The sequence below is a fragment of the Neorhizobium sp. PAMB6716 genome (genome assembly GCF_058242805.1).
This window is the reverse complement of the sequence record NZ_CM177835.1, coordinates 1776311-1795387: the sequence shown is the minus strand read 5'-3', so window position 1 is coordinate 1795387 and position 19077 is coordinate 1776311. Positions and strand designations below refer to the sequence as shown.

Annotated in this window: 22 protein-coding genes and 1 tRNA gene; 12 read left to right on the top strand and 11 right to left on the bottom strand. The window is 61.4% G+C overall.

From position 1 onward, the window contains the following. Positions 1 to 55: 55 nt before the first annotated feature. The 7 genes from AC4CWH_RS08720 to AC4CWH_RS08690 all read right to left on the bottom strand — a co-directional run bounded on the left by AC4CWH_RS08720 (position 56) and on the right by AC4CWH_RS08690 (position 4494). Entirely contained in the window at positions 56 to 796 is a 741-nt protein-coding gene (locus AC4CWH_RS08720; RefSeq protein ID WP_491321238.1) for an alanyl-tRNA editing protein, read from the bottom strand. Between the two features lie 8 nt (positions 797 to 804). Then, positions 805 to 1842, bottom strand: coding sequence for a cysteine synthase A (locus AC4CWH_RS08715; RefSeq protein ID WP_491281658.1), 1038 nt, complete (start codon positions 1840 to 1842; stop codon positions 805 to 807). 335 nt (positions 1843 to 2177) lie between these two features. Then, positions 2178 to 2477, bottom strand: coding sequence for a hypothetical protein (locus AC4CWH_RS08710; RefSeq protein WP_491321237.1), 300 nt, complete (start codon positions 2475 to 2477; stop codon positions 2178 to 2180). A 194-nt stretch (positions 2478 to 2671) separates the two neighbouring features. Beyond that, entirely contained in the window at positions 2672 to 2845 is a 174-nt protein-coding gene (locus AC4CWH_RS08705; protein WP_491281656.1) for a hypothetical protein, read from the bottom strand. Positions 2846 to 3119: 274 nt separating this feature from the next. Continuing rightward, positions 3120 to 3467 (bottom strand): hypothetical protein, encoded by a 348-nt coding sequence (locus tag AC4CWH_RS08700; protein ID WP_491321236.1) that lies wholly within the window; start codon positions 3465 to 3467, stop codon positions 3120 to 3122. Continuing rightward, the gene (locus AC4CWH_RS08695) at positions 3467 to 3787 is read right to left on the bottom strand and encodes a hypothetical protein (RefSeq protein ID WP_491321235.1); all 321 of its coding nucleotides are present in this window, start codon (positions 3785 to 3787) and stop codon (positions 3467 to 3469) included. Before AC4CWH_RS08695 ends, AC4CWH_RS08700 begins: the two co-directional genes overlap by 1 nt. Before the next feature lie 11 nt (positions 3788 to 3798). Next, on the bottom strand, positions 3799 to 4494 hold the full coding sequence (locus AC4CWH_RS08690; RefSeq protein WP_491321234.1) for a S24 family peptidase: 696 nt from the start codon (positions 4492 to 4494) through the stop codon (positions 3799 to 3801). Positions 4495 to 4741: 247 nt separating this feature from the next. Between AC4CWH_RS08690 and AC4CWH_RS08685 the strand changes: the two genes are divergently transcribed. Genes AC4CWH_RS08685 through AC4CWH_RS08635 form a run of 11 tightly spaced genes read left to right on the top strand, consistent with a single transcriptional unit; the run spans position 4742 to position 16312 of the window. Then, positions 4742 to 5047 carry a helix-turn-helix domain-containing protein gene (locus tag AC4CWH_RS08685; protein ID WP_491321233.1) on the top strand — a complete coding sequence of 102 codons (306 nt, stop codon included), beginning with the start codon at positions 4742 to 4744 and terminating at the stop codon, positions 5045 to 5047. Next, a complete protein-coding gene (locus AC4CWH_RS08680; protein WP_491321232.1) occupies positions 5044 to 5952 on the top strand; it encodes a ParB/RepB/Spo0J family partition protein in 909 nt (302 codons plus the stop codon). The genes AC4CWH_RS08685 and AC4CWH_RS08680 overlap by 4 nt, the downstream gene beginning before the upstream one ends. Further along, positions 5952 to 6413, top strand: coding sequence for a hypothetical protein (locus AC4CWH_RS08675; RefSeq protein WP_491321231.1), 462 nt, complete (start codon positions 5952 to 5954; stop codon positions 6411 to 6413). The genes AC4CWH_RS08680 and AC4CWH_RS08675 overlap by 1 nt, the downstream gene beginning before the upstream one ends. Further along, positions 6410 to 6811, top strand: coding sequence for a hypothetical protein (locus AC4CWH_RS08670; protein ID WP_491321230.1), 402 nt, complete (start codon positions 6410 to 6412; stop codon positions 6809 to 6811). Before AC4CWH_RS08675 ends, AC4CWH_RS08670 begins: the two co-directional genes overlap by 4 nt. Beyond that, positions 6750 to 8063: a hypothetical protein gene (locus AC4CWH_RS08665; protein WP_491321229.1), complete on the top strand. Its 1314-nt coding sequence runs from the start codon at positions 6750 to 6752 to the stop codon at positions 8061 to 8063. Before AC4CWH_RS08670 ends, AC4CWH_RS08665 begins: the two co-directional genes overlap by 62 nt. Further along, positions 8060 to 8482 carry a hypothetical protein gene (locus tag AC4CWH_RS08660; RefSeq protein ID WP_491321228.1) on the top strand — a complete coding sequence of 141 codons (423 nt, stop codon included), beginning with the start codon at positions 8060 to 8062 and terminating at the stop codon, positions 8480 to 8482. Before AC4CWH_RS08665 ends, AC4CWH_RS08660 begins: the two co-directional genes overlap by 4 nt. Then, the gene (locus AC4CWH_RS08655; RefSeq protein WP_491321227.1) at positions 8479 to 9003 is read left to right on the top strand and encodes a hypothetical protein; all 525 of its coding nucleotides are present in this window, start codon (positions 8479 to 8481) and stop codon (positions 9001 to 9003) included. Before AC4CWH_RS08660 ends, AC4CWH_RS08655 begins: the two co-directional genes overlap by 4 nt. Continuing rightward, complete coding sequence (locus AC4CWH_RS08650) at positions 9000 to 9422, top strand: NlpC/P60 family protein (protein ID WP_491321226.1); 423 nt, start codon at positions 9000 to 9002, stop codon at positions 9420 to 9422. Before AC4CWH_RS08655 ends, AC4CWH_RS08650 begins: the two co-directional genes overlap by 4 nt. Then, positions 9419 to 12766 (top strand): TipJ family phage tail tip protein, encoded by a 3348-nt coding sequence (locus tag AC4CWH_RS08645; protein ID WP_491321225.1) that lies wholly within the window; start codon positions 9419 to 9421, stop codon positions 12764 to 12766. The genes AC4CWH_RS08650 and AC4CWH_RS08645 overlap by 4 nt, the downstream gene beginning before the upstream one ends. A gap of 8 nt (positions 12767 to 12774) precedes the next feature. Next, positions 12775 to 15492: a hypothetical protein gene (locus tag AC4CWH_RS08640; RefSeq protein ID WP_491321224.1), complete on the top strand. Its 2718-nt coding sequence runs from the start codon at positions 12775 to 12777 to the stop codon at positions 15490 to 15492. 1 nt (position 15493) lies between these two features. After that, entirely contained in the window at positions 15494 to 16312 is an 819-nt protein-coding gene (locus AC4CWH_RS08635) for a hypothetical protein (protein WP_491321223.1), read from the top strand. An 11-nt stretch (positions 16313 to 16323) separates the two neighbouring features. Here the strand turns inward: AC4CWH_RS08635 and AC4CWH_RS08630 are convergent, their stop codons facing one another. The 3 genes from AC4CWH_RS08630 to AC4CWH_RS08620 all read right to left on the bottom strand — a co-directional run bounded on the left by AC4CWH_RS08630 (position 16324) and on the right by AC4CWH_RS08620 (position 17839). After that, positions 16324 to 17076, bottom strand: a complete 753-nt coding sequence (locus AC4CWH_RS08630; RefSeq protein WP_491321222.1) for a hypothetical protein — start codon at positions 17074 to 17076, stop codon at positions 16324 to 16326. A 122-nt stretch (positions 17077 to 17198) separates the two neighbouring features. Beyond that, a complete protein-coding gene (locus AC4CWH_RS08625; protein WP_491321221.1) occupies positions 17199 to 17531 on the bottom strand; it encodes a hypothetical protein in 333 nt (110 codons plus the stop codon). Between the two features lie 233 nt (positions 17532 to 17764). After that, positions 17765 to 17839 (bottom strand) — tRNA-Asn (locus AC4CWH_RS08620). Positions 17840 to 18072: 233 nt separating this feature from the next. Between AC4CWH_RS08620 and AC4CWH_RS08615 the strand changes: the two genes are divergently transcribed. Further along, complete coding sequence (locus AC4CWH_RS08615) at positions 18073 to 18279, top strand: hypothetical protein (RefSeq protein ID WP_491285350.1); 207 nt, start codon at positions 18073 to 18075, stop codon at positions 18277 to 18279. Positions 18280 to 18351: 72 nt separating this feature from the next. Here the strand turns inward: AC4CWH_RS08615 and AC4CWH_RS08610 are convergent, their stop codons facing one another. Further along, entirely contained in the window at positions 18352 to 18981 is a 630-nt protein-coding gene (locus tag AC4CWH_RS08610; protein WP_491321220.1) for an exopolysaccharide biosynthesis protein, read from the bottom strand. Between the last annotated feature and the right edge of the window lie 96 nt (positions 18982 to 19077).

Genomic DNA, 19077 nt, shown 5'->3' with positions numbered 1-19077 from the left:
CGGCATGCCTCAAGCACGCCGCGATGCCGTGGGGGGGGAGGTGTTGCGACGGCCTTTAAGCGGTCTCGCCGCCCGGTGTCCCGAAGCGGATACGCAGCCGGCGGTTTTCCTTGCCCTTCTTCTCGATCCGGGCGATGTGAACCGCCCCGACCTCCTGAGTTTCGGACACATGTGTGCCGCCGCACGGCTGGCTGTCAACGCCGGAATTTTCACCAATGCAGACAAGGCTGACCCGGCCGAGGCCGACCGGCGGGCGAACGTTCTTGGATTTGACGATTTCCGGGTTGGCGGCCAGTTCCTCGTCGGTGATCCATTGCAGGAAAACCGGGTGGTTTTCGGCAACAAGCGCCATCAGCTTTGCCGTCACCTCGTCTTTGTCCACCGTGTCGCCCATGTCGAAATCGACGCGCGATTCGTCTTCGCCGACGGCAGCACCGGTGATGGGGAAGGGGCAGACAACGGACAGCAGGTGGCAGGCCGTGTGCATGCGCATCAGCTTGTAACGTCGCGGCCAGTCGACATGCAGGACAAGCTTTTCGCCTATGTCGGGCACGGCCTCGCCGGCAAGCGGCACATGGATGATGATGTCCTTCGTCGGGCCGTGCCGGGTTGGGCCGAGCTGGACCTTCGAGCCATCGGCACGCTCCAGAAAACCCGTATCCCCCGGCTGGCCGCCGGAGGTTGCATAAAAGCAGGTCTGGTCCAACTCGATGCCGCCATCCTCGTGGATGGCGGTAACGATACCCTCTGCCGTGGAAAGATAGAAATCATCGCGGTAGAGGGGTTTCGTCGGCATGGAGATCCTCAGGCTTGCTGGAAGGGGATTGCTATATCCCGTTTCTCTACCAGCCATTGCGGGATCGGCAAACCCTTCGAGGAGAGGAAGTCCGGGTTAAACAGCTTTGACTGGTAGCGATTGCCATAGTCGCAGAGAATGGTCACGATCGTGTGGCCGGGGCCAAGATCGCGCGCCAGACGGATTGCGCCGGCAATGTTGATGCCGGAGGAGCCGCCAAGGCAAAGCCCCTCTTCCTCCACCAGATCAAACACCAGCGGCAGCGCTTCGGCATCCGGGATGCGATAGGCAAAATCGGGCGTGAAACCTTCAAGATTTGCCGTGATGCGGCCCTGGCCAATGCCTTCGGTAATGGATGAGCCTTCCGACTTCAGTTCGCCATGGGCATAATATTCGTAGAGCGCTGCACCGTCCGGATCGGCAAGGCCGATCTTGATGGCAGGGTTCTTCGCCTTGAGGCCGATGCCGGTGCCGGCCAGCGTTCCGCCGGAGCCGACGGCGCAGATGAAGCCATCCACCTTGCCATCCGTCTGCGCCCAGATTTCCTCGGCCGTGGTTTCGATATGGGCCTGGCGGTTGGCGATGTTGTCGAACTGATTGGCCCAGATCGCGCCATTCGGTTCGGTTTTGGCGAGTTCTTCGGCCAGGCGCCCGGACAGTTTTACGTAATTGTTGGGGTTCTTGTAGGGAACGGCGGGCACTTCCACCAGTTCGGCGCCGAGAAGTCGCAGCGCATCCTTCTTTTCCTGGCTCTGCGTTTCCGGGATGACGATGACGGTGCGATACCCCAGCGCCTTGGCCACCAGCGTCAGGCCGATGCCGGTATTGCCGGCCGTGCCTTCGACGATGACGCCGCCTGGACGCAGCAGGCCACGCTTTTCCGCATCCCGGATGATATAAAGTGCGGCGCGATCCTTCACCGACTGGCCCGGATTGAGAAATTCAGCCTTGCCGAGAATGTCGCAGCCCGTCAGCTCGGACGGGCCTTTGAGGCGGATCAGAGGCGTATTGCCGATCACACTCAGCACGGACGGATTGATGGTCATGGAACTGCCCTATCTTGCAAAACTTCGCTTGAACGCTTTTCCGACGTCATGAGCCGCACGGCAAGGAAATACGTTCCGCTTCCACACTTGTGCGTGTAAAATCCGTTCGCGCAAACAGGCGAATGATGACGGAAAGGCCGGTAAAGGGGTGGGTGACCGCCTTGAGGTTGCCGGCGCGTCGCAGCCGTTTGCCAGGCGCTTGTGAGGACTGTCCTGAAAAAGGGGCAGCTAAAGCCACCCCTTTAAAATCTCAGAGACTAAGATGCCAAGCGCGATACAGGCTTCCCGTATCGCCACCGTCAGCATCGATCCACATCAGCCCGGATCAGCCCAGATTAGCACTGGGTGCGCGTGACCGGGTTCTTGCTCTGCTCGACCTGGTCAACCGGCACGGGGGCCGAGCAATTGCCGTCAGACGACAGTGTCGTTCCCGGATGAATGGTTGTGCCCGTTGTGCTGTATGTCACCGTCGGATCCACCGTGCTGGCGCCGGAGGTGCCATAGGCGGGGTTTGTCGAGGTGCCATACTGCATGTCGGTTCCCGCTGCCGAGCCATTGCCCATGGACGTCTGTGCGACAGCGCCGCCGGCCAGACCAAGCGAGAGGATGGATACGGTCATCAGTGTCTTGAACATAAGTGTTACTCCTGTTTTTGGTTCAGGCATTCCGCTTTTGCCAATGACAAAACAGGTGAGGGGCGGATCGGTTCCGATTTTTTTAACACAACATTAACCCGTCGAACTGGCGCGGACGTCTCGGGTATTTCGAGCGCAGGCAGCGCCGAAACCGTTAATGACTGTTCGTAGGCTGTCATCACCGCGCCGCAGGATTAGCTGAAACGCAGCGGCATCTGCACGCCCTTGGGCACATAGAGCGGCTTCTGGCTGGCGATCTGGATGCGCTGGAACGTTTTCTTGCGGTCTTCCGCAGCCTTTTCACGCAAGGCCCGCGACGCGGCAACGGCCGCCAATGCATTCTCTACGACTTGCTCTGCACTCGTCATAAGGCATCTCCGTCTTTGTTCTTCTTTTGTTCTAGTCTGTTTCGAACGGAACGTCAAGCGGTTCATGCGGCATGGGGCATGGGGCATAGGGCATAGGGCATAGGGACGTGTAACCCGCAATAACAGATGGCAGTGAGTGGGAATATCTAGGAATTCGTGGGAATGGCTGCGAAAGGCCCGGAATATAAGGGCGTTCACGACGCTTTGTGGGAAGGTTGGCAGAAAGCCGCGCGCAAGATCACTTGGCAGGATGGCGGGCTTAGACAGATACCGCCTATAGCCAACCGTCGCGGTAGAGAGCCGCTCGCAAAGCGATGCATGTGAGGATTTTGCCATCCGCAGCGAAGGCAGCCTTCACTGCTTCTTCCACGCGCGGCCGAAGTTCCTGCACCTGGTCAGCCGTGGCTGATTTAGTGCCCAACTCCTCCAGCCAGCGTTCGACATCAGGCCTGATTGTAATCCGGCACTCTTTGGACATCCAATAGGTCGAGCCCAGCTTGATTATGCCAGCCTCTTCGCCTGCAAAGGCGCTGCCATGGGATGCAAGCAGCAGAAGACCGAAGATCATCGCCCTCGGAGAATGAACGCCTGCCAGGGCAGCGTGGAGGATGCGAGACGCCATCACTGGCACTTCACGTAAACAAAGTGGGTGCGTGCGACGCGGCCGAGCGCATAGGTGCCTGTTTCGACGCTGGTTTCCTTTACAATCCGACCAGTTGGGCACTGCTTCTGCAGCATCTGAAGAGCAAACTTGTCCCGATTGGCCTTATCGTCCGGGTTGTAGCCGAAATCTACTGTGTTGCGCAGATGTACGACGTAGTCGGCACCGGCCACGTTGGAGGGCTCAACTCGTATTGCTCCGCCACTTTCCAGTGCGCGCATCTGGCTCTGGCAAGAAGCAAGAGCTACTCCTAACGTGATCAGAATCAATGCCTTATGCATGCGCAGCTCCGTTAAATCGATCTTCCAAACCACATCACGCGGCCGGCAATATTAAGCTGATCCACTTCACCTGCAGAGACCTCTTCAGGTGGGTAGCGTGGATTATCGCTAATCAACTGAAATGACCCATTCAGGCGCCCGTGTATGCGCTTTACGAGAACCATTTCGCCATAAACGACCACGTAGATTGAATTGTCCCTGACACGGTCGATCGAAGCATCGACGAGCAGGACATCGCCATCCCGGATCGTCTCTTCCATGCTATCGCCGCGAGCGGTGAGTATCCTCGCCGTCGATGGGTTGATTCCGCGACCGCGAAGCCAATCGCTCTGAAATGCTAGATATTCCAATGGGTCTTCGTGCAGCGCGACGCGCCCGTTTCCTGCTGAAGCCTGAATATCAAGCCGAGGTATCAGGGCAAACCCTTTTGGCTCCGACGTCTTGAGCTGAAAATGTGCCTGATTACCGTCCGGTGCCGTGACGGTGAGGTCATCAACATTGCTCGTTTTAGGGCCAATTCCCCGAGCAAGCCAATCGAGGGTGACGCCCCCGGCCTCGGCGATCGCGACCAACTTATCCAGTCCCGGCATGGTGTCGCGCAGGTAGGCCCTCATTGAAGTGTCGTTGATCCCAGCCCGCTTTCCAAAAGCGTGGACTGATTCGCCGTCAATCAATTCCTCAAGTCTTTGCTGGAACGTTGTTCCCATAAAAACGCGAACTCTGACCTTGCGTCAGAGTCCCCCCTGTCGGCAATCTCCGCATTAACAGCTTGATTTACCTATTGAATGCGCGGCTTCGGCGGATTCAATCTTTTCCGTGAACTTTGACCAAATAATCACGTGGATCGAGTTGACCGAATCAAGCAATTACGCGAATATGCAGTTGCAACATTGTTTGAACGACTACCCCCCACTGAACCGACCTTTCGCAGAGGTCAGAAATTAGGGAGCAACCATGACGACCACTAAAAAGTGGGATCGCGCGGCCATCAAAGCCGAGCTTCTAAGGCAGGGTAAAACCCTGACAGGAATTGCTCGTGATGCTGGCCTCTACGACAGCGCATGCCGTGCGGGTATCATCGGAGCCAGCAGACCAGGTGCCGAAGCAATTGCCTCGGCACTTGGCATTCCGTTCCGCGAACTTTTCCCCGACAGCTATACGCTTGGCCGTCATGATGCTGGCGAGACTACCAGCAAGGCCGCTGCTCCCGCTAGCCAAAAACGCGCAGGAACGGCTGACAGCGCGCGGAGCGTGGCATGAACGCCATGGCAGCCCGCATCGCATCCGTAGACAGTGCTGCGCCGATCAGCATCGAGCGCGAGATCCCCGTCGCACTCGTCGACATCGCCCGCGACCACCGCAAGCATCCGCAGTATGCCATCCAGTCCATGGCCGAGGATATCGACGTCCGGGGCCAGCTGCAGGCAATCGAAGTCATCACCAGCGGTGACCGTTTCCAGCTGACCTTTGGCCGGCTGCGTCTGGAAGCCGTGCGCTTTCTCAACGTTTCGACGATCCGGGCACTGATCAAGACGCCGGAGGAGTTTGCATCTGAGGCAGAGCCCCGGCTTCGATCGATCTCGGAAAACCTGCTGCGCAATCCGCTTACGGCGCTCTATCGCAGCGTCGCGATTGCCGACTGGTGCGCCATCTACCGGGCGGCTCAACCGGCTCTTAAACCCGGACCAAAACCGGCTTTAAAGGCAGCCGATGAATTGAGTCTAAAGTTTAGACTCAATTCGGATGAGGCGCTTGCAGAGGCCAGCGCGCAGTTTGCCGCCAGCTTCTCCGAAGCCGCCCAGGCGTTCCTCGGCATCTCCCGCGCCAGCGTGTTTCGCGCGCTTCGAATCGCCTCGATCCCCTCGCTCGAACGGGAGCGCATCGAGCTGCATGCGCTGGCGAAGTCTGAGGGCGAACTTTATGTGCTCGGCGGCATCAAGCAGGCAGAGCGCCAGACCGCAGTCGTCGACTTGATCCTGTCGGGCAAGTTCGCCTCCGTCGAAGATGCGCTTGCCTATCTGGACGGCCGTCCGAAACAGGCAATCGAGACCTGGGAGAAGATGGCGCAGTCGTTCAGTCGCCTGCAGGAGCCGCAGCAGGATCGTTTCTTTGATCTCAACGAAGCCGGCATCATGCGCTGGCAGGCAAAGCGGGGCCGCAAGTAATGGCCCGCAAGCGCGATGCCTTTTCGCTCGATCTCTTCAGGGATTACCAGCCAGAGCCGGTCGTCGAGCGCTTTGCCGATGACGCCGTCAAGGCGTGGTCCCTGGCCGGGCGGCTTTCCAAGGCCATCGCGCTTACCATCGACGACAGTGACATGACGCGCGAGGACATAGCGCACGCCATGTCCGACATGACCAAGACATCTGTCTCCAAGGCCATGCTGGATGCCTACACGTCCCAGGCCAAAGAGCAGAACCAAATCTCGGCCGTGCGGCTTGCCGCCCTGGTCGCGATCACCGGCGATGCCCGCGCCCTCAACGTCCTTCTCGAAGAGGCCGGGCTGATCGCCATCCCCAAGAAGTACGAGGCGCTTCTGAAGCGCGAGCGAGCCCGCGAGCTGCGGGCGCTGCTTGAGCGCGAGGAGCAGGCAGCAGACGCCGAATGGAGGGCGAAACAGCGATGAACATCACCAACCACAATCAACTACCTTATTTCGAGCGGTTGCCCCGCTATGCGCTGCTCGGGGCGCAAAATGCCTGGGACCAGGCCAAGGCCAAGACGTTTGGCACGCTCGCCATCTACACGACCTTTTGCAAGGAGATGGACCGGGTCCACCAGCGCGCATCGGTCACGGATCAGTGGCAGGCGATCACCATCGACCTGGCTAAGGCGTGCCCGATCGCAGGCTGTCCGAGGCCGAGACCACCACCAGCTGGAGCCGCGACCGGGGCGCGCTGCGCGTTTGCGAGCAGAAGCGCCGGTCGGCTGTCGCAGCCGCCGATGCCGCAGGAGCAAAACCATGAATTTTGGAAGCAATGCCGCGCTCGATCTCGCGGCCGAGCGTGCCGAACAGGAACGTGAGGCAGGCTGCCGCGCCGCCAGCGCCGCCTTGAAGCGCGCTGGCACCGAAGAATGCACCGACTGCGGTGCGACCATCTCGCTGGCGCGCCGGCGCGTCTATTCCGGGCTGGCCGGCAATGCCGTCGACAAGGCGCTCGGCCTGATCGGCTCGAATGAGGTGAGCCAGCGCACCGATATAAACTCCTTCCTGCGCGCCGGCGGCGTCGACATCGATGCGGCAACGACCGCCTGGTGCGCCGGCTTCGTGAACTCGGCGCTGAAGCAAGTCGGGATCGATGGTTCGGGATCGCTCACGGCAAACTCGTTCCAAAACTGGGGCAGCGCGGTCGATCCCAGTCAGCTGCTGCGCGGCGACGTACTGCTCCAGTCGCGTGGGCTCGGCGCGGGAAGCACTGGCGGACATGTCGGCTTTGCCACCGGCGCCAGCCGCATGCTGGGCGGGCAGCAGCAATTCCAGATGCTGTCGGGCAATACCGATAATTCCGTCGCCACGTCCTGGATCAATGCCTCCGAACTGCAGATCCGCCGGGCGACGGAAGCCTCGGCATCCTTGGCCTCGCTGGCCGGCTCGACCGGTGCGGCCACGCAGAACCTCGGCGTGTTCGGCAATGGCCTCGGCCAGCTGTCGAACGGTCTGAGCCAGATCGGCAATATCGCAGCGACCGGCGGTGCATCGTCGGGCGGTGGTTTTTGGTCCTCGCTCGTCGGCGGGATTGGCAAGCTCTTCGGCGGGGTCTCTCCGACCAGTTCGGCCTGGTCTGCCAATACGACGCTCGGCTCGTTCCTCGTACGTGGCTTCTCCGGCGGTGGTGACACCGGTGGGTCCGACCCGACCCGCGTCGCCGGCGTCGTCCATGAGAAGGAATATGTCTTCGATGCCGCCAGCACGGCCGCGATCGGAGTGCAAAATCTCGACGGCCTGCGCCGCATGGCCCGCAGCGGGGGCAAGACCGGATTCGACACAGGCGGCTATGTGGCCTCAATCGCCCCTGTCTATGCCAGCGCCAACAGCAATGCCCGCACCGCCGATCCCTATGCGGCCGGCGCCAGTGATCGCGGCTCCTCGATCGTCATCAACAATTACGGTCGCGAGCAGGTGCAGGCGGAGGAGCGCACCGATGAGCAGGGTCGCCGGCAGACTGTCATCCAGGTCGGCGAAATGACCGCCGGCGCCGTGGCACAACGAGGAAACCCGCTGCGCCGTTCGCTGCAGAGCGAATTCGGCATGAAGCCCCAGCGGGTGGCGCGATGACGATTGCCACATGGCCCGCGGAACTTCCCAAGCCCGAGCGCAACACGTGGTCGTCGCAGCCACAGGAAGCCCGTCTGCGCCGCTCATCGGATGCAGGCCCAGCCGCCTTCCGCCGGCGGTTCTCCAACGTCTCTAAAGTGGTCAGCCTGTCGGTGCTTCTGACGGCCGATCAGCGGGCGATCTTCGACAACTTCTATGAGTACGACACCAAAAAGGGCGCGCTGCTGTTTCGCATGCCGGATCCGACCACGGACGGCTGGGCACTGACGGCCAGCGATGGCCAGCCGCTTTTGACCAGTGAAGGCCAGCCGATCCTGCTGGCTGCCATGTGGCTCGTTACCTTCGGCGACGAGTTGCCGGCCGAGACGATCGTTGGTGTCGAATTCAGAAAGACGTTTTCTGTCGAGGTGATGCCATGAGGCGTGTCTCCCTCAACGCCAGACTGGCCCAGGATGCCGAGGCGACGTCCGAACTTTACGTGGTGCTGTTCGAGATCAACCATCCGCTGCTGTCTGCCCCGATCCGGCTGTCCACCGATAATACGGAACGGCTGTCGGAAGATCCGCTCTACTACGGCACCCGATCGACCTGGCGCGGTGCAAACCCCGTGACGGAACCGTTCCTGTGGGTCGTCGCATCCACCGTGCTGCCCTCCGACCAGGAGGATGCGCCGGCATCGGCAAAGCTCGTGCTGGAAAACCTCGATGCGGACATGGTGCGCCTGGTGCGCTCCTTTGTCGACATCGCGACCCTCCACATGGCGGTGGTGCTGGCCTCCTCTCCCAGCCTCATCGAGGTCGAATACACCGACCTCGAAATCATCTCGGCCGACATCAATGCCGGCGAGATCACGCTGTCGATCAGCCGTGAGGAAATCGAGAACGAATATTTTCCGGGCGGCCGAATGAGCCGCGACGGGTTTCCGGGGCTTTACCTATGATCGACTGGACGAACCGCTTTGTTGGACTGCCCTTTGCCGAGTTCGGCCGCGACCGCGACGGCTGCGACTGCTGGGGCCTTGCCTGCCTTGTCTATCGCGAGGAGCTGCAGATCAGCCTGCCGGATTATCTCGGTTATAGCTCTGTCGATGAGCATGCCGAGATCGCCGCCCTGGTGGCGGGCGCAACAGCAATGCCGATGTGGATTCCTGTGACCGGGCGTGCCGTGGCCTTCGACGTGGCCGTCTTCCGGCGTGGCCGCCTCGATACCCATATCGGCATCGTGGTGCAGCACGGCCTCATGCTGCACGCGGCCGGCGAAGACTGCGCCAAGGTGGAGAGCTACGAAGGCGGCGTCTGGAAACACCGTTTAACGGGCGTTTACAGGCATGTTGAACTGGTTTCGAGGGCTGCTCGATGAGCCAGGGTCTCGTATCCGTTCTGGCAGCGCCGGCCTTTGATCCGGGGCAGGATCGCATCACGGCGGAGTTTCCGGCCGGCATGACGATTGCGCAGATTGTCGACCAGGTGCTGCCGGATCGTGCTATCGGCCGCGAATATATCCGTGTGGCTCTCGTCACCGATCGCGGCACGCAGATCGTGCCGCATACTATCTGGCACCGGGCCTATCCGAATGCGGGCGTGCGCGTGGTCATCCGTGTCTTGCCTGGCAAGAATGCGCTGAAGTCCATCCTGCAGATCGTCGTTTCGATCGCCGCAGTCGCGCTCGGTCAATACTGGGCTCTGGCACTGGGTTTTACGGCCGGCACCGTCGGCTTTGCCATTGCCAGTGGCCTGATCGGCATTGGCGTCTCGGTGCTTGGCAACCTGCTGATCAATGCGCTTATTCCGCCTGAGAAGCCGCAGAGCCAGGAGCGCGAGAATCGCTATGCAATCAGTGGCTGGCGCAACCGTTTGGACCGCGAGGGTGCGGTGCCCGTCGTGCTGGGCAAGATCCGCTATGCACCGCCCTTCGGCGCGCTGTCACATAGCGAGATCGTCGGCAACTGGCTTTATGTCCGCAGCCTGTTCAACTTTGGCTATGGTTGGCTCACGCTGAGCGCCCTTAGGATCGGCGAGACTGACATCTCGGAATATGACGAGGTGGAAACGGAACTGCGCAGCGGCTTGACCGGCGATGCGCCGATCTCGCTCCTTCCCCGGCAGGTGGCCGAAGAGAACGTCGGCGCCGAGCTGACACGACCTTTCCCGCGCGACGATCTCGGAGAAATCATCAGCGGCAGTGCGGCCGAGGAAACGCCCGTCACGCGCACCACCGGCGCCGATGCCTCTGGCGCCTCGGCCATCTTCAGCTGGCCGGCCGGCCTCTATGCCAGCAATGACAAGGGCGGAACGAACGCCACCACTGTCTCGATGAAGATACAGCACCGGCTGGTGACACCTGGCGACACGGAAGCCTGGGCGGACGTGGTGACGCTCAACATCACCGCACGCACGCTGGAAGCCTTCTATCGCCAGCACACCTGGGATTTCCCAACGCGCGGCCGCTGGGAGATCCGGGTGATCATGCTGACGCCGGAAACGACCGACATCAAGATCCAGCAGCGCACCACCTGGGCGGCCTTGCAGACTATCCGGCCGGAGTATGTGCTGAATTTCTCCAAGCCGCTCTCTCTCGCAGCCCTGCGCATCAAGGCGACGCACCAGCTGAATGGCCAGCTAGATAACTTCAGCGCCGAGGCGTCGCGGATCTGCCTCGACTACGACCACGCGACGGGCGCCTGGGTCGCGCGAGCCACCAGCAATCCGGCGTCACTCTATCGCGACGTCCTGCAAAGCAATGCCAATCCACGGCCGGTGAGTGATGCCGGCATTGATCTTGATCAGCTGGAGGACTGGCACGACTTCTGCCGCATCAAGGGGCTGAAGTTTGATGGCGTGATTGACGATCCGTCGCTGTCGCTCGGCGACATGCTCTCCCAGATCGCTGGCGCCGGCCGGGCCGCCAAGCGCCATGACGGCGTGCGCTGGGGCGTAGTCATCGATCGGCCGCAGACGCTGGTGGTCGACCACATCAACCCCCGCAATGCCTACAATATGCGCTCGACACGAACCTATATTCGGCCGCCACACGGGTTTCGCGTCAAGTTCCTCGACGCCACCAATGACTACAAGCCAGCCGAGCGCCTGGTGCCATGGCCGGGCCATAGTGGGCCGATCACGCTGACCGAGCAGCTTGAACTGCCCGGCAAGACGAACCCGGCCGAGGTGTGGCGCGAGGCGCGCCGGCGCATGTACGAAGCGCTCTATCGGCCGGACATCTACGAGGCATCACAGGACGGCCCGGCGCGCGTCGCGACACGCGGCGATCTGGTCATGCTGTCGATGGATATCCTCGACCGCACGCAGGCAACCGCCCGCGTCCGCTCGATCGAGGGGCGCCTGATCGAGCTATCCGATCCGGTGACCATGGATGCCGGCGTGACCTATGCGGTGCGCTTCCGTGTGTTCGCCGATGACGAGGACACGGTCGGGACTTCTGTTGTGCGCCAGGTCGTGACTGCGGCCGGTGAGACGCGCCTGCTGCGGTTTGGAAGCGAAGGCGACATGCCGGCCGTTGGGGACATCGTGCATTTCGGGCGTTCGACCAGCGAGAGCATTCCCGTCATCATCCAGGACGTCGAGGCCGGTGAGAACATGTCGGTGCATTACCGTATGGTCGATGCAGCGCCGATCATTGACGAGCTGACGGATGAAGAGGTGGCGCCGGCTTGGAATGGTCGCGTCGGCTCCGAGATCGATGCCGGCTCCACCGTGCCGCCAACGCCGAAATTTACCTCCATAGCGACCGGCTTGAATGGTGCCGGTGCGGTTGGCGCCATCACGGCGCTGCTGGCGCCGGGGACCGGCTCAATCCCCAGCGCCAGTTTCCGGCTGCAGCACCGGCTTAACGGCTCGACGGTCTGGGATACGCTGGACTTCCCAGCTTCGAATGGCGGCGCAACGATCACTGGCTATGCCACCGGCAACGTGGTGCAGCTGCGCGCGGCCGCTCTCTCGTCAAGCGGCACGCCCGGTGCCTATACGACCGTGGTCAGCGTGACAGTCGGCGCAACCGATGCTTCCGCCGCAAGCGGGCTGGACGACAGCATGATCTCGATCGGCGCACTGCTGGGCGGCGCCGTGGTGCAGTTTTCCACCTCGGCCGACACCGCAACGACGCAGGTGCAGATCTACCGCTCCAGCACGTCCGCGCTCAACCGGGCAACGGACGCGATCGGCGGTCAGGTCGAGGTCGTTGCATCGCGCTCCTATTCCGTTGCGATCGGTGACGCGACCCGCGAGAACCTGCTGATCAACGGCGCAATGAGCGAAACAGGCACCTGGACGCTCGATGCCGGATGGGAGATCGCGGCAGGTGTCGCAACCCACACGCCGGGCTCGATGGATGCGATCAGCCAGCCGCTTACAACCACTGCCGGCCAGTATTTCCGCGTTTCGACCCAGCTTTCAGGCGTGACGGCTGGCACGCTAACGCCACGCCTGACAGGAGGCACGACGCGCGCCGGCACGGCGCGATCAGCCAACGGCATCTTTGCCGATCGCATCCAGGCGGCGGCCGGTAACAACACCTTCGAACTGCTGGCCAACAGCGCCTTTGACGGCTCCGTCGATAACGTCGTCGCCTATCTCGAAACCGCAACCTGCCTGGCGCAGGGCACCCATTACATCTGGGTCGAACCGCAAAACGCGGACGGCCTGCCCGGACCTGTTGCCGGTCCCTTCACAGTCACCATTCGCTGAGGCACCCCATGGCAGACGCAGGCGTCAAATCTACCAATCTCACAAACCGGGTGCCGCTGATCGATGAGATCATCGGCAATCGTTCGGGCTCGACCGGCCTGCAGGCTGTGTCTGACCTCAACAGCCAGCTGGCTGTCACCGGCGCGATCGCATCCGAATTCCAGAGCGTCCGTGACGATTTGGTGAAAGGCTTGCTGACCGAGGCGACCTGGGCGGCGCTCAGTCCGCGGACCTCCACCACCGATGGCGCCGGCGGGCAGGTTCTCGACGGCGATGCCGGCACGCATCCTGCTGCCACCTCGACCGGTTACAACGGCGCGGCTGTCTCCAATGCTGGGCGTTACCGGTATAATCTCGCCTGGGGGCGCTGGGTGCGGATCGGCGACAACTATCTGACGCCAGCCTCGACCGACCAGGCACTGGCCGGCGCTGCTGCAGACAGGACCATGACCCCGGCAACGACCAAGGTCGTTCTCGATGATCGCATGTCGGATGCCCGCTTTGTCCGCATGGCCCCCGAGAGCGGCTTTGTTGGCGCAATCGTTGACGGAGCCGGCCGCGCCTGCCTGATGATCGCGGCGGACGGGACTGTGAGCGGGAAGATCAAGGTGGGCGAGCAGGCCGTCACCTATGACAACCTTGCAAGTGACGTGACGGGCCTTGTGGGCAAGGCGATGCCGATCGAAAGCGGCGCCGCCTATGCCATCGTCGATGCGAGCGGGCGTGCCTGCCTGACGATCGACCTCGACGGCACCGTCAACTGCAAGATCCGTCTTGCCGAAGGCAGTATCGACTATGAGGTGCTGGGAGCCGATGTGACCGGGCTGTTCGGGCAGGCCATGTCGAGCGAGACAGGCTTTGCCTATGCCATCGTCGATGCCAACGGCCGCATTGCCTTCGGCATCGACAACAGCGGTGCGGTGACCATACGTGTCAGCACATTGATCGGGAAATCGGTTTCTGCTGACAATCTGCTGGACAGCCTGTCGCGCAACGTGGTGCCGAGGCCGACCGATGTGGTGGCGGCAAAGCCTGACCGTTGGCGCCAACGCACCGGCGAGGTGGCGCTAACCACCATGACCGGCGACGGATCCCTCTGGAAACCGTTTCCGGCGCGGCCTTTGCGGCTGATGCGTGGCCTCAACAAGTCCGGCCAGTCGATCGAGATCCGCAAGTCGCTCGGCCTGCAGATCCTCGGTACGTCCTATGGCGGCACCTGGTCGCCGGGCAGCTGGCCCTCGACGAACTATAAGGGCGTGCTGGCGGGGCCGGCCGTCTCCGCACCGTCAGGAAGTTTTGCCGCCGGAGATTACTTCCTCTACGTCAACGGCACCGACGCCACCTCGACAGGCGACTTTGCCGGCATGAAGGTTGGCGACGCGCTGGTCTATGGTTCGGACAGCGCCTGGCACATCCAGACCGCACCCGGCACGCGCGGATCGCGGGCGAAGAACACCTGGTGGACGGCCTCCGCTGCCGGCGCATTCGACGGCCTGACCTATGCGGCGGGTGACCGCATCCTCTATATCGGCCCGCAGCCGGGCGGCGGCGGCTGGCAATACGAGCGGTGGTACAAGATCGATGTGGCCAAGGGTGATCTTTGCTATCGCGGCGAATTCGCGCCCTCCGGTGGCTTGCCGGCATCGCCAGCGAATGGCGAACTCTATCAGGCGAGCGCAGCAGGCACCGCCGGCGGCATCACCTTTGCCGGTGGCGACTACGCTCTTTATGCCGATGGCGGCTGGCAGCAGATCGTCAACAGCGCGCCCTCTACCTATGCCGCGAATGCTGCGATCACGCTGCCTTGCATTGCCGATGCCTCCGAATGGGAGGTGCGACGGGCGGACAAATCGGCAACGAGCGTCGGCGTGCGTCTTTCGGCGCAGATGCAGGTGAATGCCCGCCGGCACAAGGACTTCCTCTGGCTGATCTCGGACTCGATGTATGGCGTTGGTGGCACCGGCGGCCTCGTCCTGTCGAAGTCGGGGCGTGATGGCATCGTCAACTCATACGGCGGGGGAAAATCATCCGAGATCCTGGCCATGATGGAATACGAAATCGCACGCCAGGGCGATGCCTTTGCCGGCGCGATCGTCATTCCATGGCATGGCCAGAACAACCAGCCGAATACCGAGGCAACGGCTGCCCAGATCCGTGAGACAAGCCTGGCCATGTACGAGTTGATCGGCTCGCGCGATCGTCGGGCGCTGTTTCTCAGTGTCCTTGGCCAGCGCACCTTCACCTGGAATGGCTCGCGTCTCTTAGCCTCCCAGCACGAGGACCAGAAGGCAAAGACCGGCGCGCTTTACGAGCTGAAGGCTTGGTATGACGCCACATTCCCCGGCCTCGCCATCCATCCCTATGACGCGCTGATTGCAGCAGCTGCCGGCCGCAACATCCCGGACCCTCACTTTCCAGGGATGACGGAGGAGCAGGTCGCCGCGACCTACGGCATCGTGCCGCTGTCCTTCTTTGGCGGCACTGCGCTGCCTGTCAGCCCCTCGGCACTCGTCTACCAGGGCACCTGGTCGACGGCCGGTCTGCCGAGCGGAGGCACGGCCAATGACTATTACATCCGCATCGCCAACGGCACGACCGGTGCGCTGCTGATCAACGTGGACGGCACCTGGATCGAATGGACCTGGGACGCCACGCATCTCTCCACCACAGGCGCGGACCCCTTGTCTGACGCCATCATCTCCACCATCAACACGAGGTACTATTGATATGGGCCAGAAGCTCAGCCTGACCGATGTTTCCTTTACCGACACCAGCTTGCCAATCCTGCGCGATGACGAAGGCCTGACGGCCGGCAGTCTCGCCATGCTCGACATGACGCATTCCTATGTCACTACGTCGGGCGTACCCGCCAATGGCGACGTGATCTACAACATCGCCACCAGGGAGGCCGCAGCACTCATCGGCTCGGGCTCGGCAACCAGCCTCGGCTTCTCCTGGACCAATACCTTCACCACCAGCGAGGCGAAATTCGAGCGCACCACAAAGAAGGCGCTGCACGGCGTCGTCTCACGCTCGGCTCAAGGCGGTCATGCGGCCTATGCTCGTTTATCTGACGTCGTCGCTGAGTACATCCGCGCCAATCCGACGCGGTCCTATGCCATGTTTCTCTGGGGCAATGTCACGCGCGCCGCGCTGACTGCGAGCAACCTCTTCGAAGTGAGCATCGGCAACAACGCGGGATTTTCGGCCAACAAGCTTTTTGAAGCGGGCTTCAGCAATGCCACCGGAACCCAGCGTGTGGCGGCCAGCCGTCCGACAGGCTGGAGCGGCACCGTTCCTGGCAGCGTATCGACTACGGCGAAGGAGGCCGTCGCGTTCGGCAATATCCCGGCTTACAACTCGGCAAATCCCAACGAGGGGCGCTCGTTCATCCTCTACCGTTTCCACTTGGTCGACGTCCTCGCCACAGGCAAGACCTATGACCAGCTGAACGAGGCGGATGCAGCACTCTATGCCAAGTTCTTCGCCGCTGGCGGCCGGTACCATGGCGACAGCTGGGCACTCGATCCAGCCGACACGCCGTAGGGCTAGGGCCTTCAGCCGACTGGGCTGAAGATGAGATCCAGCTCGATAGGGCCGGCCTGTTCAATGTCGGTCGCGCCTTCGTGGGGCGACGGCCCCAGGAATCGGGCTGCACTGCAGTGAACGTGGTAAGACGTCGACACAACCCTGCTTGTGCCATCAGCAGCAGCATATGACGCTGACACCGTGAGAATGCGGCCCTGATTTTGTACGTTAGCCTCGATAAATAGGACGTCGGGCTTGGTGACCTCAGTCATAAATGCGAAAAACAACTGCGAATGCATGCTCTTGGGCCAGGAGATCGACGTGGAAGCGCCGGACGGTGCAGCGTTTTGCTTTATTCCGAGATAGCTCTCCGATACTTCTGAGAATGGCGGACCGAAGATGTTACTCCAGCGGCAACCGGACTTCGAAACATTAAGCGTTAGCCCGCTCCGTGAAGGCACAAAGTCAAAATAGTAGGGGTCGACCTGCATCTCTTGAGTGAGATCGATATTAACGGCGCCTCCCAGGCCTACATTCACCAGTTCCCATTCTAAGGGGCATGAACTCTCTACAATAGGATCGCGCATTTTCCTCGGATCCCAACTCAACGTAACCGATTTTTGCGCGATCGAAACGTGCAGCCGCGCTTCCATCTGATTTCGGAGCGCATCCTTTGACGCGTCTGCAGCCTCCTTCGATGCTAAGGCCGCCCGGAACGTGTAATATGCGGCCAGCAACGTGCCTACCGCTGATGCCACCTGCACAACAAGTTCCCAGTTCATGCCAATCGTCCCACCTTTGCTGTTTCTTTGTTCGCAATGTATATGCCAGCGTTGCTGCCAGCGCAAAGCCATCCACCGCGTCGAGCCATTCTGAGATAGTTAAGGCCGGCGACAAGCCGGCCTCATTCACTTTCAAGCATCCGGCGGTAACACCATTCCACCCTGCAGGCCGCGACCAGCTTAGAGCGCTCCCATCCGCTGCCTTGGACAGGGCGCTTCCTCTTCTTCTCTTCGACACCGTAAAGCAGCCAGAACCATACGTCGGGTGTGGCGACCGATTCGATCTGAAAAATGCGACCGATCGGCTGAGTGCCGTCAAACCCAATAAGATCTGGCAGGCCGTCATCACTCCAGCTGTTTTGCCATCGGAACTGCGGCTTTGTCCCTGACGGGATCTCCTGCCACATCGGCCAGCCATTCTGGTTGAAGAGCTTAATCTCTGCTTCGTCCGACATGCGCCAGCATCCCCTGTTGTAACCATCCGACGGGATGCCAATTTGGCGCTAACTATTCAGCAGTAAATGCTGCCAAGTGATGTTGCGCTTCGTGCCAACCGATTTTGCGCGCTACAGGACGTGGTGAGGGCGCTGAGGCTGCCTCAATGCAATTCGCGCAAAAATTTCCAAGAAAAAAGCCGGCTCGCGAACGAACCGGCTTTTATCTATAATCAGCAATCTGCTGAAGAATTTGGCTCCCCGGGCCGGATTCGAACCGGCGACCTGTCGATTAACAGTCGAATGCTCTACCGCTGAGCTACCAGGGAACATCGCGTCGCCGCGGTGTGAGCGGGGTAATACAAACGCTTGATCGTTTTGCCAAGCGGTTTTTTCAAAAAAGTTTCACCTGCTTGCTTTATCCACATCCGCTTCCCATCTGGCCAACGACGTTAGAAGATGCTGTTGGAAGGTGAAACCCGTGGATCATAAGGAAAAGCCGCGCCAATTTGGCTTTGATGCGGCAAGCGGGCGGTTGCATCTGGGGGGCAGGCGCGTGCCCATGCCACGCTCGCGGATCGGGCGCATAGGCGTCGGCGCAGCCCTTGTCGGCGGGGGTACGCTGGGATTCCTGCCGATTCTCGGTTTCTGGATGGTGCCGCTCGGTCTTCTGGTGCTGTCGCACGATATCGCCTATGTGCGCCGCAAGCGCCGCCGGCTGACCCTCTGGTGGGGTCGCAGGCGCACTGCACGCCCCAAACAACCCTGATCAATGCCAGGGCGGCGACCGCACCGGGGATAAAGTGGCCGGTGCGGGGCGTGGATAGGCGTTGGCAACCAATCAGCCGAGAACGCCCGCAAGGCCCTGGCCTGCAGCGACGGCCATCCAGGCAAGTGCGGTAAAATAAACCGCTGTGATTAGCAAAAACAGGTAGCCGCCGAGCACCACCAGGCCGTCGCGCTGCATCATGCCGGTGGACAGGAGGAGGATCGCCACACCCGGCAGCGTATTCGAAAACGGGATGAGGCCGAGCGGGAACATCAAAAGCACGCCGCCGGCCGAAATCGCCAGCGCATTGACGCGGCCGATGGCGCCACCGGTGGTGAGGCCGGACATGCGCGGTTTGAGGAAACGATCGACACGCGAGACGAGGCTTGCCCCCTTTTCCAGCGCCGGCACGAGTTTTGCCGAATCGAGCTTCCGATCGAGGATCTTTGCCGGCAGCCAGGGCATGCGGTTGAGGCAGATGGCAATGCTGACCAGAATGATCGCTGCCCCGAATACCGTGCTGACGCCGGGGATGGACACCGGGATGAGGAACGGAAGCGACGCGACTGCGCAGATCAGCAACAGTCCCTGTTCGCCAACCGCATCCATAAGCTCGCGCAGCGTGACCGTCTGGCCCCGGATACCGCTGATCAGATCGCGGAGCGTCTGGCTGAGCGATCTGGATGTATCGTCAAAGGTCATGGTCTGCTGCAAAGCCTGGATCTCCGGTTGTTTTCCGGCCAGACACTATCAGCATTCAGGTGGCGGTTGAAGGGCGCGTGTCTTCACCACATCCAC